Raw genomic sequence first — 15,018 nt, 5'->3', positions numbered from 1 at the left:
TCAATAACAACGAAAAAAGAGATGAAAAATATAAAAGCAATAATTCAAAATAAAAAACTATACCTGTTGGTTTTAGTCACCTTTTTTGCAGCGGCATGTAAGAAAGATTTTATGGATGTTAATCCGCCTGATAAAATATCTGCCGATCTGGTGTGGAAAGATCCTGCATTAGCCCAGGCCTTTGTGAACGATATTTATAACGGATTAGGTAACGGTGGTTTTTCAGAGCAAATGCTGGCTTCTGTTTCTGATGAGGCTATGTTTACACACCCTACACGTGGTATCGATCTGGTTAATAATGCAACCATTAACCCTTCTACATTAGGTTGGGTTGACGATACCTGGGCCTACAAACAGATGTACAATCGCATCAGGGCATGTAATACCACGATTGAAAGAATTGTTGGTGGAGATAACGGATTGAGCAGTCAGGGTTTAAAAGACCAGTTACTTGGAGAAGCCTATTTTTTGCGTGCTTATTTTTACCAGCAATTGCTGCGCTATTATGGTGCTGTAGCCCTTATCACTAAAACCTATACATTAACCGATAACTTTAATATTAAACGCAACACTTATGAAGAGTGTGTTAACTTCATTATTAAAGATTGCGACGAGGCCAATAGGTTGCTTGCCGGTAAGACGCTGGATAAAGGCCGTACAAGCGCACTGGCAGCTTTGGCTTTAAAATCGAGGGTGTTGATTTATGCCGCAAGTGATTTGCACGATCGTGCTAAACTTACCGCAAAAATTACCGGAATAGCGGCGCAGAAATTAGATTTTCTATCCTACGCTTCGGGTAATCAGGCAGATCGTTACAGGCTGGCGCAAACAGCTGCTAAAGCCGTATTAGATGCAGGCACAGGTTATAAACTCACATTATCAGCTCCGGCAACAACGGCAGAGGGTCAGGTAAACTTTAAAAGCATTGCTATGGGGGGAGGAAGTAAAGCTCCCGGTATTGATGCAACTGCTGCCTCTGAGTTAATTTTTGCCCGTTATTTTATTACACAAAGCAACAACAGGCACGCGCAGCAAAACGGACCAAACGGATATCATAACTGGGCAGGTAACACGCCGATAGGTTTATTGGTAGATGATTATGAAATGAACGACGGAAGCAAATTTAGCTGGACTAACCCAGTTCAGAAAGCCAATCCTTATCAAAATAGGGATCCACGTTTTTACGCAACCATTTTGTACGATGGTGCGGGCTGGAAACCTCGCGATAAAGCATCAGGAAATGTAGATCCTGCCAATCAGATCCAAACCGGTATATATGATTTACTAAGCAGCGGAAGTGTAACAGATTTCAAAGGACTGGATACAAGGGGTAGTTCTATCGAAAACTGGAACGGTAGCTGGACAGGTTATTATTACCATAAATTTATTGATCCGGATCCAAATATTGTTGACGCTTCTGCACCTCAGACTATTCCATGGCCATTTTTTAGATATACCGAAGCTGTATTTAACTATATCGAAGCCAGTATTGAATTGGGTGAATTAACGAATGCTACGAACTGGTTAAATAAAATCCGTTTCAGGGCTGGCATGCCGGCAGTTACTGCTACCGATCAGGCTGGTTTGAGAGAGGTGTATCGTCATGAGCGCCGCATTGAAATGGCTTACGAAGAACAGCGGTATCACGATACCAGAAGATGGTTAATTGCAAGCGAAACATTGGGCCGTAAAGTAACTTACATCAAGGTAACCGGTAAATTTAAGGCTGGCAAAACCATGTCAGCACCTTACCATTACGATCCTACTGTTTACGATTATACTTATACCCCGGTTATTGAAAATGCACAGGAAAACCGCAGCTGGGATAATAAACTTTATTTCAGACCATTCAGTCGCGATGAAATAAATAAAAATAACCTGCTGGAGCAAAACCCAGGTTATTAAGATAACTGATTAAAGAAGCCCGGTGAGTTGACACTCATCGGGTTTTGTTGTTTATGCCATGCTAGTTTCATAAATAAACTTTGCGGCATCACAAAGTTTAACCCAGGTAGGAGATTTAAATTTTCAAGCCGTAGTTTTGCAGGGTAAACTTTTTTCAGTGACAGATTCAGACCCCAACCCCGTTATCGTAAAACCCGATCCCTTTGCCGCACTGCGGTATAAAGAATTCAGATCGTTTCTGGGTATGCGATTCTTTTTTACACTGGCCTATCAAATGCAGGCTGTAGTTATTGGTTACCACATTTACGATTTAACACACGATGCGCTTAAGTTGGGCTTGGTTGGCTTGTGCGAAGCTATTCCTGCTATTGGTATTGCGTTATATGGCGGTTACATTGCCGATAAAAGTGAAAAACGCGGATTGCTGATTAAAATTTTTACGGGTGTATGGCTGGCCTCGGTTTTAATGCTCATTATGACCAGTAAATATCTTCACCTTAAAGAAGATATAATTGTACTAATTATGTACGGCCTGGTGTTTTGTATTGGGATTGCCCGCGGCTTTTTTGGTCCGGCAACGTTTTCGTTGATGGCCAAAATTGTACCTAAAGAATTGTATCCTAATTCGGCCACCTGGAATAGCAGCAGCTGGCAGCTGGCTACTATTATCGGTCCGGTGGCAGGAGGTTTTGTAAACTACTTATGGGGCATTACTGCTGCTTATGGTTTTATAGTTGTACTTGTATCGATCTCCTTGATCTGCATTTTTAACTTCAAGAAACATCCATCAACCTATGTGCCCAAAGAGAATATCTTTCACAGCTTAAAAGAGGGAATACAGTTTGTTTTTAAAACCAAAATGATGGTTTGGGCCATGAGCTTAGACCTTTTCTCTGTATTTTTTGGTGGTGCGGTGGCCTTATTGCCCATGTTTGCGAAAGACGTTTTCCATTTGGGCTCTTATGGCTTGGGCATGATGCGCGGGGCAGCGTCGTTAGGAGCAGTAGTTACCATGCTGGCCATGACGCGCTTTTCGCCTATGGGCCGGCCATGGCGTAATTTACTCATCGCGGTAACCGGTTTTGGCTTAAGCATTATTTGTTATGGCTTATCTAAAAACTTTTACCTCACCCTGTTCTTCTTATTCCTCGAAGGTTCGTTTGATAGTGTAAGCGTAATTATCAGGCAAACCATTATGCAATTGCTTACACCAGATGAAATGCGCGGAAGGGTATCGGCAGTAAACAGCATGTTTATCGGTTCATCAAATGAGATCGGCGAATTTGAATCGGGTTTATCGGCTAAGCTGTTAACTTTAGTGCCTGCAGTTGTGTTTGGCGGAAGCATGACGATTGCCATAGCGGGCATTACCTGGTTAAAAACAAGGTCGTTAACGAAATTAAGCTTGCAGGATATTAACGAACAGACAACGAAGCCGGTTTAATCAATATCCTTGGTTCGTGTAGACACGAACCAGGGCGTTAAGTTTAGTCCGTTATACGCGTTTGTATTGCCCACCTAAACCCGATGGCACGGATGCCGGTATAGGTTATTATTATTTTCAAGGTAATTACCGGCAGGAGGAACAGCGGGACCGGAGCCAGCCGAAGCATTACTGAAATTGCTTTCCAAAAAATAATGCTGGGAATGGCTCGTGCCGACACGAGCCATGGCGATAGAAAATGGTTTGTGCGGATACAAACCATGGCAAAAAAAATGGTCCGCGTAAACACGAACCATGGTCAATTTAAAACTTTTTATTCTTGCCCCACATCAGGTAGATAATTGAACCCAGAAATGGAGCCAGCAGGATAATGATAAACCAAAGTACTTTGACCGAGAAATCCATGCTGCTGTTTCTCGAGATGTGGTACAATGCGGTTAATATGAGCGCCAGCCAAAGTATGGCAGCTACAATGATGAAAATAGCGATTTGATTGCTTTCTATTTGTGCCAGTAACATGCTTATTAATTTTGTTCCTAAACTTCAACAATCCGTTCGCCAATTTGTTGCCGCCACATGGCCTGATACAAACCATTTTGCGCAATGAGTTCTTCGTGTCTGCCTTGTTCAATGATGTGGCCTTTTTCTAACACATAAATCTGATCGGCATGTTTAATAGTCGATAAACGGTGCGCAATTAAAATGGTAATGTGATCTGTTAAATCGGAAACCGAACGAATGGTTTTGGTGATTTCTTCTTCGGTAATCGAATCGAGCGAAGATGTAGCTTCATCAAATACGAGGATATCAGGCCTGCGCAATAAGGCCCTGGCAATTGATAAACGCTGTTTCTCACCACCTGAAACCTTTACGCCACCTTCGCCAATGATCGAATCCAAACCTTTATCGGCACGTGCCAGTAAGGTTTGGCAAGCGGCCTGATTTAATACCTTGTAACATTCCTCATCAGTTGCCGTAGGATTTACGAATAACAGGTTTTCTCTTATGGTACCCGAAAACAGTTGTGTATCCTGCGTTACAAAACCAATTTTTTCGCGCAAGGCATCCAAATCAATTTTATTACTCGAAATGCCGTTGTATAAAATCTCTCCGGCTTTAGGCGGGTAAAGCCCAACCAATAGTTTTACTAAAGTTGTTTTGCCCGAACCTGATGGGCCAACAAAAGCAATAGTTTGCCCGTTGTGGGTTTTGAAAGAAATGTTTTCTAATGCATTTCTGTTTGCAGTTTGATGCTTAAAACCAACTTCGTTAAAGGTTAAATCTTTAATTTTCTGAATCGACGTTGGGTTTTCAGGTTTCTTATCTATCGGTGTGCTTAAAATCTTTTTAAAGTTACCCAACGAAACTTCAGCTTCGCGCCAGGCCAGAATAACATTGCCTAACTCTTGCAGGGGACCGAAAAGAAAGAACGAATAAAATAAAAAGGTTAAATACTGACCTGCAGAAATGGTGTTATCGAAAATAAGCAACAATAAAACCAGTACCATGGTACTGCGGACAAGGTTTACGGTTGTTCCCTGAACGAAGCTCATACTGCGCACATACTTTACTTTTTTAAGCTCGAGACCTAAAATCTTGTAAGTGGTTTTGTTCAATCGTTCAATTTCCTGATCGGCCAGACCTAAACTTTTAACCAGTTCAATATTTCTTAGCGACTCGGTAGTAGAGCCTGCCAAAGCAGTGGTTTCGCCAACGATAGCGCGCTGGATAGTTTTAATTTTACGGCTTAAGAACCAGCTTACAAAACTGATAATCGGAATAGCTGAAAAATAAACCAGGGTTACTTTGTAACTCACGGTAAAGGAGTAAACAATTACGAATACCATACCGATTAAGCTTACAAAAAGAATACTGATAAATGCGGTGATAAACTTTTCTGAATCCAACCGGACTTTTTGCAAAATACCCAAAGTTTCGCCGCTGCGCTGATCTTCGAAAACCTGGTAAGGCAATTTTAAGGAGTGCTGCAAACCATCAGCATACATTTTTGCACCAACCTTTTGTACAATAACGCTGGTAAAGTAATCCTGAAAGTTTTTGGCAATACGCGATACCATTGCCGCTCCGATAGCGAGGCCAATTAAGCCTACTGAACCCCAAAGGTATTCGGCATAGGTTAAGGAGTCTTTTTTGTTGATGAAGCGATCTAAAATTTTTCCGGTAATGAGTGGATCCATTAAAGAAAAGCCAATATTTAAACCCGCAAGCAATAACGCTAAGGCCACAATCCATTTGTGACTTTTCAGGTAGTTGAGTAATAATCCCATGAAAGTTTTGTTGTTTTATATACAAACATAAAAAAAGGGAACGGATAAAAATCCATTCCCCTTTTTTATGACTTTAAGCTAAGAAACTTAGCTAAATGTATTTTAGAAACCGTAGCGTAAGCCGATTTGTGCTTGCCATGGGTTACCTGTTGGTATAACGATACCGGTATTGTTTACGCGGTAGTTGTAATTAGAAGTAGCTGCATCAAAACCTGTAACGGCATATAATGCCTGCGTACCTAAAGTTTCTGAAGTACCCCAGGTTTTCTTAAACAAATTGGCTACGTTAAACAAATCGCCAGAAATTTCAACGCTTTGTTTTTTACCGCGTCCGAATTTAATCTGATAAGCTAATCTTAAATCAATTGTACCATAGAAACCATTTATACCACCATTACGCTCAGCAAAGGTACCTTCATACTTAGTGATATAGTCTTTCAAACTCTGGCTTGCGGCACCATTATCCAATAAGGTTTGTAAACCAGTTCTAAGTGCAGCTGGTACATTGGTGTTTGATCTGTTGAAGATATAGGCTAAATCATTTGTTGCCACGAAATCGCCATTGGTATTTCCACCAGATAGTAAACTATATCTGGTACCGCCAATACCCGAGTAACGGATACCAGCTTTAATACCATAGAATGATGGCAATGTACCGTATACTACTACCTTGTTTCTAAATTGACCATTCGAATAAGTCATTTTACTTAAGTTTCTTGGGTCATCAATTACAGGCAATGATAAGGTAGCTGAGTTGGCCACATTTCCGTTAAAAGAGGTGTTGTCTTTAGTATCATTCCAGGTATAACTTGCTGTAATTTCCCCATCTTTAAAGTATTTCCAGGTACCATCTATAACAATAGCAAACTGGTTTACTTTACCTTTGCTGTTCAATTCCAATACACGGCCAAATTGGTTGGTTAAGCGACCTAGTTTCCAATCGGTATTACCATTACCCGTATTAATTGAGTTTGCAGGTACATAAACTCCTCTGTTTCCTTCATTTGATAGGGTGAAGAAAGGGTTGGCAACCATATTCCGATCAACATACATGTAGTTGTTACGTGCTAAAGTTGCATAACCGGTAATACCTATCCTTATTTTATCATTTATTAATTTGTTATATGATATGTTGGCTTTATACACTACCGGTACTTTAGCATCATCAGCATAAGTGTTTATGGTAGGGATTTGTAATGCAGGTAAAGTTGGTGCTGTAGCGGTTCCGTTTCTATAGCCAATAAAATCTGGGGTAGGTACACCTGTTCCAGTAACGTCAACAGTAGCAAAGTGTTTACCATCAAAGGTCAGGTTGTTAATGGTCATGTAGTTGTTAATGTCCGATCCGAAAATACCTGCCCCTAAGCGAAGGTAATCGGTATGGTTTTCATTAACATCCCAGTTAAACTGGATACGGGGCTGAATTAAAAATTGTTTTAACTCATGATCCGTTCTAACGCCAATGGCATCAAATAGTTGTTGGTTAAGCGGCGATTTTGGATATGAACTGTAATCGATACGTAAACCACCTGTAAAGTCTAAGCCTTTACCCAGCTTGGTTTGCATCTGGCCGTAAATTGCCGTATTCCATAAATTGCCTACAACAGTCGGATCAGCAACTAACGGAACTTCTCTGTAATAACTGATTGGTATTAAATTTTCGAAGTTTTGCAGCGCGGTTGCATCGGTTGCTCCTGTGCCTGATCTGTTAAACATAAAACGACCATTTACTTCACTGCCATACAATGATTTTGCATGGGTGTACATGATATCTACACCAAATGTGTATTTAATTTTATCTGTATTATAATATAAGTTATCTACCAATTGGAAAACGTTATTGGTAAAACCTTCTTGTCCGAAGCGGTGACCACCAATTTGAACAGCTGTTGTTAAATTGCCAGTTGGGGTAGTAGATTGCAAGTTAGATACTATCGCTCTTGGTATAGCAAAACCTAATTCATCATTTTGCGTACTGGCCTGGTAGGTGTACAAATGCTGCAATTTTAATTCATTGGTAACTTTGCTGCTAATGGTTGAACGTAAGGTAGCCAATAAACTATTATCAACGTTTTTATCATTACCGTAACTTTCGTAAAAGTTGATAGCCGTATTATCTGCCAATCCCAGCGGATTTCTATCGTTGGTATAGTTATCCCTAACGGTTAATAAATTCTTTTCATCGATCTGCCAATCCAAACGTAAGAAACCGGCATCAGTTCCCCGCTTTTTATCGAAAGAACCAAATTGTGGTGTGTTGGCTACACCATATTTTGATCTTGCAACGGCTAAGAAATTATTTAATGTGGCATTTGTAATGTTGAAACGAGCAACATCCGCATCTGAGTTAATATCAGCAATAATTAATGGGCGAGAATCTCGTTGGTGATCCCAGGCTGCAAAATAATGTAATTTATCTTTAATGATCGGGCCGCCTAAGCTAAAACCATATTGATAAGTTGAAAAATCATTGGTTCTTCTGTTACCTCTGATGTCATACTTACTCGCAAGGAAATCAGCCCGGTTATAAGCAAAAGCACTACCCGTAATTTCATTTGTACCCGATTTGGTTACGGCACTGATTGTACCGCCACCCGAACGGCCTAAACTTACATCGTACTGATTGGTTACTACTTTAAACTCACGCACACTTTCAATGGAGATTGAGTATGGCGCACCACTACGGCTGGTTGTACTACCTGCCGAAGTTGGGTTTTTGGCGGTCATACCATCAATGGTGAAGTTGGTAGAAGAACCTAGCTGACCAGAAATACCACCTGGACCAGCCAAAGGAGATAAATCTGTTAAGCTTGAAAAGTTACGCCCGTTTACCGGCAATAAGTTCATGGTTTTCGACGAAATCTCTGTAGAGGCTCCAAATTGCTGAACCTTATTTTTTAATGAAGATCCATTAACTTCTACTCCATCAAGCATTTGGGCACTTTCCTGCATGTTAATGGCAATACGTACGGCATCACCTTGATTTAACATGTAGCCTGTTCTGTTTTGCTCTGCAAAGCCTATGTAAATGGCTTTTACAGAATAGGGGCCACCCAATGGTAACTCTTTAAAGGTATACTCACCTTGTGCGTTGGTTGAGGTTTTAGTGGTAAAACCGGTTGAGTTGTTTCTGATCTGTACCGAAACACCAGGAATAGGTTTCTTTTGCTGATCGGTAATAATACCCGAAATAGATGCCTGTGTAGTTTGCGCCAGCGCTGCATTATGAATGCTGCATAGCAGTAACAACACTGCAATAAGTAAATTTTTCATCATGATTAGTTTTCTGATTTTTTATGATCACAAAGATGTTACTGCAGTATTAAGCCGATTTGGATTCTGTATTATGAAATGGTTTAGGAATGGTTAGCTTTTGGCTTTATTGTTAAAATAAAGTGTATCAGGTAAACGAATTAAGCACTTGTTGTTAAGCTAGTGTTAGGATTGTCTTCATTACAAAGGAGGACGACGGCGAGGTATTACGATTACATGGGATGCATTACAAATGCATTTCTCACGCATCCTCGTTATTTCGAAGGAATCACTTTGTGACAAACGAGGACGATGCTGGGGCAGGCAGAAAATATTTTTATAAAGTTTTTAGCTTTTATGAATAATGTTTAAATTAGATACATGGCTGCTAACCAATTGGCTTTGTTTTAAAAGCTAGCTGGGTAATCCCTATAGCAGGTGTTTTTGAAATAAAAAGCACATTTCCAAAAAGGGTGAAAATCCCTATCATCCCAAATTACAGGGCCGGGGCGTAAAAACCAAGGCCAACCGATTAAAATGTTTTGTATGTCGGATGCTGACCAATTGTCAGTCGCAGGCTAACAATTCGATCTGTACACTGACCAATTGTCTGTGTATGCATTGCAATTGACTCTGGCGGGTTTACAAACGATTGTGGAAGCTAAACATAGCGTAGGGCTAGCCTCACAATTGATGCTGGCACCTCTGCAAATCAAAGTGGAAGCTACACAAACCGAAGCAGGAGCATCGCAATCGGCGCCGGATGCTTTGCAAAACATATTTAGCATAAAACAAAAGCCCTTACAGGCTTCGCACTACTTTATTAAATGAGATAAACCAATTATTAACATATATCTAAAAAATGAGAAACAATGACACAAAAGGATGAAAACTATTTAACTATGGCTACGGTAACGCTTCAAATATTGAATGCGAACAGGCAGATTTGGACCGATCAGACTGTATTCTGTAAAATTGTAGGCGAAATTGAGGAAGATCTTATGAGCATCGGCCTGGCGATAAACAAAGCAGGGGTGAAAAGTATGGGGGCAACTGTAACCAAATACCAGGCAGCAAATGCGGCCATTGCCGCTGCAGTTAAGTATTCTGGACTGGCGCAAATCCATGCTTTGGAAGTTGACGATAATGTACTTTTTGATGCGCTTAGAACATCGGCCACTAAACTGGAAAGATTGACAGACCAGCAATTAATCCCCGCATTGGAGCATATTTACAGTAATATCGCGGCGCTAACAGCAGAACTTAAGCCATATGGGCTTTCTGAAAAGGATCTTCAACTGTTTCAGAAACACATTAATAACTTTAAAAAGCATAAAGATAACCCAAGGGTAGTAATTGCTGAACGCAAAGGTTATAACGATGCTATCCCTACCTTATTAATTGAGCTTAAAACGTCTTTTTTTAAACTGGATCGTTTAATCAAAATTTGGGAGAGCACCAATGTGAAGTTTGTAAACGATTACGAGAATGCGAGGATTGTAATTAAGTTAGGTGCGAGGCATAAAAAAGAATTACCTACACCAGCAGCTGGTAATTAATATTCAGCGTAGTTAAGCCGCTGTGAAAGATTTGCATAAAAAACGGCCGATAAATGCATATCGGCCGTTGTACGCTCGGCTATAAAACAGTTAACCATATAAAACAGTTTTCGGTTAACAACTGGCAGTTTGCAATGCAGCAATCCAACAATTAAGCTATTGAATGATTAGCTATTTGCAGTTAACCAGTTCAAACAATTAACCGGTTAACCCTCAATAACTATTTCTTCTCTGCAGTATACTTATCGCTAAACTTCTTATCCAGCTGTTTGTGCAGGTTATCCAGGTTAATATCCCTGCCCTGAATAAAAGCCTGTTCTACCTTGTTGGTGCGCATATCCAATGCATCGCCGGCAGAAATAAAGAAGGTGGCATCTTTACCTGTTTCGATACTGCCTGTGGTTTTATCAACCCCCATGGCTTTTGCTGCATTTAAGGTAATGGTTGATAAAGCTTTTTCCTTATCCAGGCCCCAGGCGGTTACGGTACCCGCCATAAAAGGGAGATTGCGTTGTTGCCAATAACCATCAATACTTAATACCACATTTAAGCCTGCATTGGCCAAAACCGCTGCATTTTTGTAGGGCATATTCACATCATCATCATTATTGTTGGGCAAGGCATGTGGTTGTTTCACAATGAGCGTGATGTTGTTCTCTTTCAAAAAGTCGATGACCAGGTAAGCCTCGTCAGCGCCGGTAATTACCGGGGTTATGCCGAATTTTTTGGCAAAGTTTACGGCAGCAACAATATCCTTCTGACTATCGGCTGCGATAAATAATTTTTCGTCGCCCTTAAACACCCTTTTCATGGCTTCGAAACGGGTGTTAATCACCTCGGGTTTGCCCATTTCGGCGTAGGCCTTTGCTTCGGCAAAGAAAGAAGTTAACTGCGTAATGGCAGCCTGTGTTCTTTCTGCTAAAGCTTCGGGCGATTGCTGCGGGCGACCGAAACCGCCAAAACCGCCTCTAAAGCGGGGCGTAACCGGCCAGGTCATGTGCATGGCATCGTCGGTTCTTAAGGCTGCATCTTCCCAGTTCCAGGCATCGAGCTGTACTACTGAGGAACTGCCCGAAACGGTACCGCCCTGCGGAGTTGGCTGTGCCATTAGTATACCATTGCTACGCAATGTAGCAGGCACTTTAGAATCGGTATTGTAAGCTACAATAGAGCGGATGTGCGAATTGTAATCGCCGATTTCCTGAAAATCCAAAGTTGCTTTTACGGCTTCAATTTCGGTTAAACCTAAATTAGTGGTGGCAGCTATAAAGCCCGGGTAAATGTGCTTTCCGGTAGCTACAATCCGCATCACATCGTCTTGCGGCACCTGGCCATTGGCTGTTACCGAAATAATTTTACCATTGCCAAAAAGAATGGTGCCGTTTTCGATTACGGTACCGTTGCCTACGTGTACGGTTGCGCCGGTAATGGCAATGGTTTTGCTCTGTTTTTTTGCCGGCGAAATGTTGGCCTGGGCAAAACACATCAGGCTTGTTGCCGATAAGGCCAGGCTGAATAAATATTTTTTAGTGTGCATGTTCTTTCTCGGTTAATTCTGCTGAATAGTTTTCTAAGGTTTCGCAATTGTAAAGGCGTGGTGCATCACCCATTGGGCGTTGTGTGCGGCCTCCTTTACTTTTGCTCTCTAACATTTTCTGAATCAGACGGGCTTTTTCGGTCTGCATGGCTTTAATTACCTGTGCATCTTTTTCCAGATCCCAGTAAGCAATTCCATCTACAAAGGTTTTTTCTGCTTTGGCGTAAATAGAAAGCGGATTGGCTGTCCAGATCACCACATCAGCATCTTTACCTGCTTTTAAACTGCCCACTTTATCATCAATGTGAAGCATCCGGGCAGGGTTTAAGGTTACAAATTTTAAAGCATCTTCTTCAGGTACATTACCGTATAACACCGATTTGCCGGCTTCCTGGTTTAAGTGACGGGCCATTTCGGCATCATCAGAGTTAAAGGCAGTGGTAACGCCCACATTATGCATAATTTTTCCGTTGTATGGAATGGCTTCTGCTACCTCGTTTTTATAAGCCCACCAGTCAGAGAAGGTAGAGCCTGCAATACCGTGTGCCTTCATTTTATCGGCTACTTTATAACCTTCTAAAATGTGGGTAAAAGTATTGATTTTGAAGCCTAAACTATCGGCAACGTGAATGAGCATGTTAATTTCGCTCTGCACATAAGAGTGGCAGGTAATGAAACGCTTGTTGTTCAGGATTTCAACAATGGCATCCAATTCTAAGTCGCGGCGTACGCTATTGCCTTTTACCGAAAGGGCTTTGGCATACTCTTTTGCACGGGTAAATTCATCCACAAAAGTTTGCTCAACCCCCATGCGGGTAACCGGGAAACGAGCACCCGTACCGAAATTACTCTGTTTTACGTTTTCGCCCAGCGCAAATTTGATGAAACCATCGGCACCTGCAAATTTTAATTCCTCAGGCGATTTACCCCAGCGCAACTTAATCAATTGCGACTGACCACCTACTGGATTGGCCGAGCCGTGCAGGATATGCGAAGTGGTTACCCCGCCCGCCAGCTGACGGTAAATATTTACATCTTCTGAGTTGATGATATCGGCAATACGCACTTCGGCAGAAACCGATTGTGCACCTTCGTTAATACCGCCTGCACCTGCAATGTGCGAGTGCTCATCAATAATACCTGCGGTAATGTGTTTGCCTGTTGCATCAATTACTTTGGCATTGCCCGCCGAAAGGTTTTTGCCAATGGCTTTAATCTTGCCGTTTTCTAAAAGAATATCGGCATTTTGCAGTACGCCTTCTTTTTCATTCGTCCAGATGGTACCGTTTTTAATCAATACCGTTTCTTGCTTAGGCAGCTCAGTTGCACCAAAGGCCGTAAACGGATAAATAACCGGTCCAACCGCCAATACGGGTTTAGGCTCGTCTTTTTTAGGTGTTTCTTTTGCCGCTTCTTTATAGCTTGCGGTAAATTTTCCGCTGGTACCATCAGCAAGGGCCGATTCGCCTTTTATGGTAAGTGGATTGGCTGAGGTAATGTAGCCGCTTAAACGAACATCGCCTTTAGGGTTTTTCTTTAAATTGAAGTTAATGCTTACCCAATCGCCATTTCTGGTAAAGGTTGCCGTGGTTTTTACGCTATCTGCACCTGTTCTTTCTATGGCTGCTGCCGAACCACCACCTGTGCCGGTAATTTTAAGGGTTAAAGCACCTACTCCGTCAACATTGAGGTTGTAAGTTCCGCGTACATCGCTCACATCCATTTTGTTTACAATGAAACGTTTGCCCTGCACCCAGTTTTCGAAGATGATATTGGTGTTTTTAAACAGATTATCAGATGAGATTAGAAAGTTGGCTACTTTTCCTTTTTCAAGTGAGCCTACTTTATCGCTGATGCCCAAAAGTGAAGCTGGTATTTCGGTTACCGATTGTAAGGCCTGCTTTTCGGTTAATCCGTTTTCGATAGCTGTGCGGATATTTGCCCAAAAATCGCGGCTGTTTTCCAGACCAAAAGCTGTTAAAGCAAATTTAATTCCTGCTTTTTCTAATGCAGCCGGATTGGTTGGCGCCAGTTCCCAGCCTTTCATTTGCGATAAACTCACATTTCTGGCTTCGGCAGGATCTTCTACATCATACGCTTTAGGGAAAGTTAGTGGAATAATTAAACTTGCGCCGGTGGCTTTAACCTCGTTAATGCGTTGGTATTCATCGCCGGTTGATTTGATGATGTAGCTTTTGCCAAATTCCTTGCCTATTTTGTGGGCACGCAGGATATTCTGCCAGCCATCTACTTCAAAAATCTGCGGGATGTTTTGTTGCTTGCCAAATTCATCAAGCGAGATGTTGTACTCGTCTTTTTGTTTGCCATACCACTGGGCATCATAATAGGTTTGGCGCAATAAGGCAATCGATCCCATTAAAGAAGTTGGGTAATCGTTTGATGAGGTTCCTTTATTGAAAGAATAATTGGCTGCGGTCTGGTCTTTCAGGATCACACTGTTATCAGCGCCTTCATTTAAGGTTACTGCTGCAGAAACTCCGCGGGCAATACCATCGCGGTTAATCACATTAACACTCCCGAAACCAACTTTGCGCAGTTCGTCTGCTTTCTTACTGTCGGTTGAGAAAATGTTTTTCACATAAGTTTCTGGTCTGATGGCTTCATTCCAGCCGTAAGCCCCTTTTTTAGTCGAAACAAAAATAGACTGACGCTGACCACCAAAGCCACGTTGTGCAGCAGGTGTTTCGCCAATGCCATAACTGGTAAAGGCATCAACCAGCGATGGATAAATAAATTTTCCTTTTAAATCGATTACCACATAACCTTTGGGCACAGCTAAGCCGGCACCGACAGCCTGAATGGTTTGTCCTTTAATTAAAAGTGTAGCATTTGTTAGGGTTTGGTTGGCATTTACTACTATTGTTGCGTTGGTAAAGGCAAACATTCCAGGTCTGGTATCAAAAGAGCCGTTAACAGGGAAGGTGGTTTGCTGTGCAAACAGAAATGTAGCAGAAAATACCAGCCCAAGGGCGAGTAAAATTTTCTTCATAATAAGTTTAGATTTTAATTTGT

At 41.6% G+C, this 15,018-nt stretch carries 9 protein-coding genes; 4 read left to right on the top strand and 5 right to left on the bottom strand.

Annotated features, from left to right (window positions below; all coding sequences use genetic code 11):
- The first annotated feature begins 21 nt into the window (after nucleotides 1–21).
- On the top strand, nucleotides 22–1,905 hold the full coding sequence (locus BLR37_RS13375) for a RagB/SusD family nutrient uptake outer membrane protein (protein WP_090769323.1): 1,884 nt from the start codon (nucleotides 22–24) through the stop codon (nucleotides 1,903–1,905).
- Nucleotides 1,906–2,062: 157 nt separating this feature from the next.
- Nucleotides 2,063–3,349, top strand: coding sequence for an MFS transporter (locus BLR37_RS13370; protein ID WP_244154660.1), 1,287 nt, complete (start codon nucleotides 2,063–2,065; stop codon nucleotides 3,347–3,349).
- 303 nt (nucleotides 3,350–3,652) lie between these two features.
- Here the strand turns inward: BLR37_RS13370 and BLR37_RS13365 are convergent, their stop codons facing one another.
- The 3 genes from BLR37_RS13365 to BLR37_RS13355 form a co-directional block, all read right to left on the bottom strand.
- Nucleotides 3,653–3,868 carry a PLDc N-terminal domain-containing protein gene (locus BLR37_RS13365; RefSeq protein WP_039477234.1) on the bottom strand — a complete coding sequence of 72 codons (216 nt, stop codon included), beginning with the start codon at nucleotides 3,866–3,868 and terminating at the stop codon, nucleotides 3,653–3,655.
- 17 nt (nucleotides 3,869–3,885) lie between these two features.
- Nucleotides 3,886–5,637, bottom strand: a complete 1,752-nt coding sequence (locus BLR37_RS13360) for an ABC transporter ATP-binding protein (RefSeq protein ID WP_090769320.1) — start codon at nucleotides 5,635–5,637, stop codon at nucleotides 3,886–3,888.
- A 102-nt stretch (nucleotides 5,638–5,739) separates the two neighbouring features.
- A complete protein-coding gene (locus BLR37_RS13355) occupies nucleotides 5,740–8,913 on the bottom strand; it encodes a TonB-dependent receptor (protein ID WP_244154659.1) in 3,174 nt (1,057 codons plus the stop codon).
- Nucleotides 8,914–9,543: 630 nt separating this feature from the next.
- Here BLR37_RS13355 and BLR37_RS25355 point away from each other — a divergent pair.
- On the top strand, nucleotides 9,544–9,720 hold the full coding sequence (locus BLR37_RS25355) for a hypothetical protein (protein ID WP_167356605.1): 177 nt from the start codon (nucleotides 9,544–9,546) through the stop codon (nucleotides 9,718–9,720).
- Nucleotides 9,721–9,761: 41 nt separating this feature from the next.
- Nucleotides 9,762–10,448 carry a hypothetical protein gene (locus BLR37_RS13345; RefSeq protein ID WP_039477242.1) on the top strand — a complete coding sequence of 229 codons (687 nt, stop codon included), beginning with the start codon at nucleotides 9,762–9,764 and terminating at the stop codon, nucleotides 10,446–10,448.
- Nucleotides 10,449–10,668: 220 nt separating this feature from the next.
- Here BLR37_RS13345 and BLR37_RS13340 read toward each other — a convergent pair whose 3' ends face one another.
- Nucleotides 10,669–11,985: an amidohydrolase family protein gene (locus tag BLR37_RS13340; protein WP_090769310.1), complete on the bottom strand. Its 1,317-nt coding sequence runs from the start codon at nucleotides 11,983–11,985 to the stop codon at nucleotides 10,669–10,671.
- Nucleotides 11,975–14,995 carry an amidohydrolase family protein gene (locus BLR37_RS13335; RefSeq protein WP_090769308.1) on the bottom strand — a complete coding sequence of 1,007 codons (3,021 nt, stop codon included), beginning with the start codon at nucleotides 14,993–14,995 and terminating at the stop codon, nucleotides 11,975–11,977. Before BLR37_RS13335 ends, BLR37_RS13340 begins: the two co-directional genes overlap by 11 nt.
- Nucleotides 14,996–15,018 lie beyond the last annotated feature (23 nt).

Source organism: Pedobacter soli (genome assembly GCF_900101435.1).
Classification (GTDB): Bacteria; Bacteroidota; Bacteroidia; order Sphingobacteriales; family Sphingobacteriaceae; genus Pedobacter; species Pedobacter soli.
This window is presented reverse-complemented; position numbering and strand designations above follow the sequence as displayed.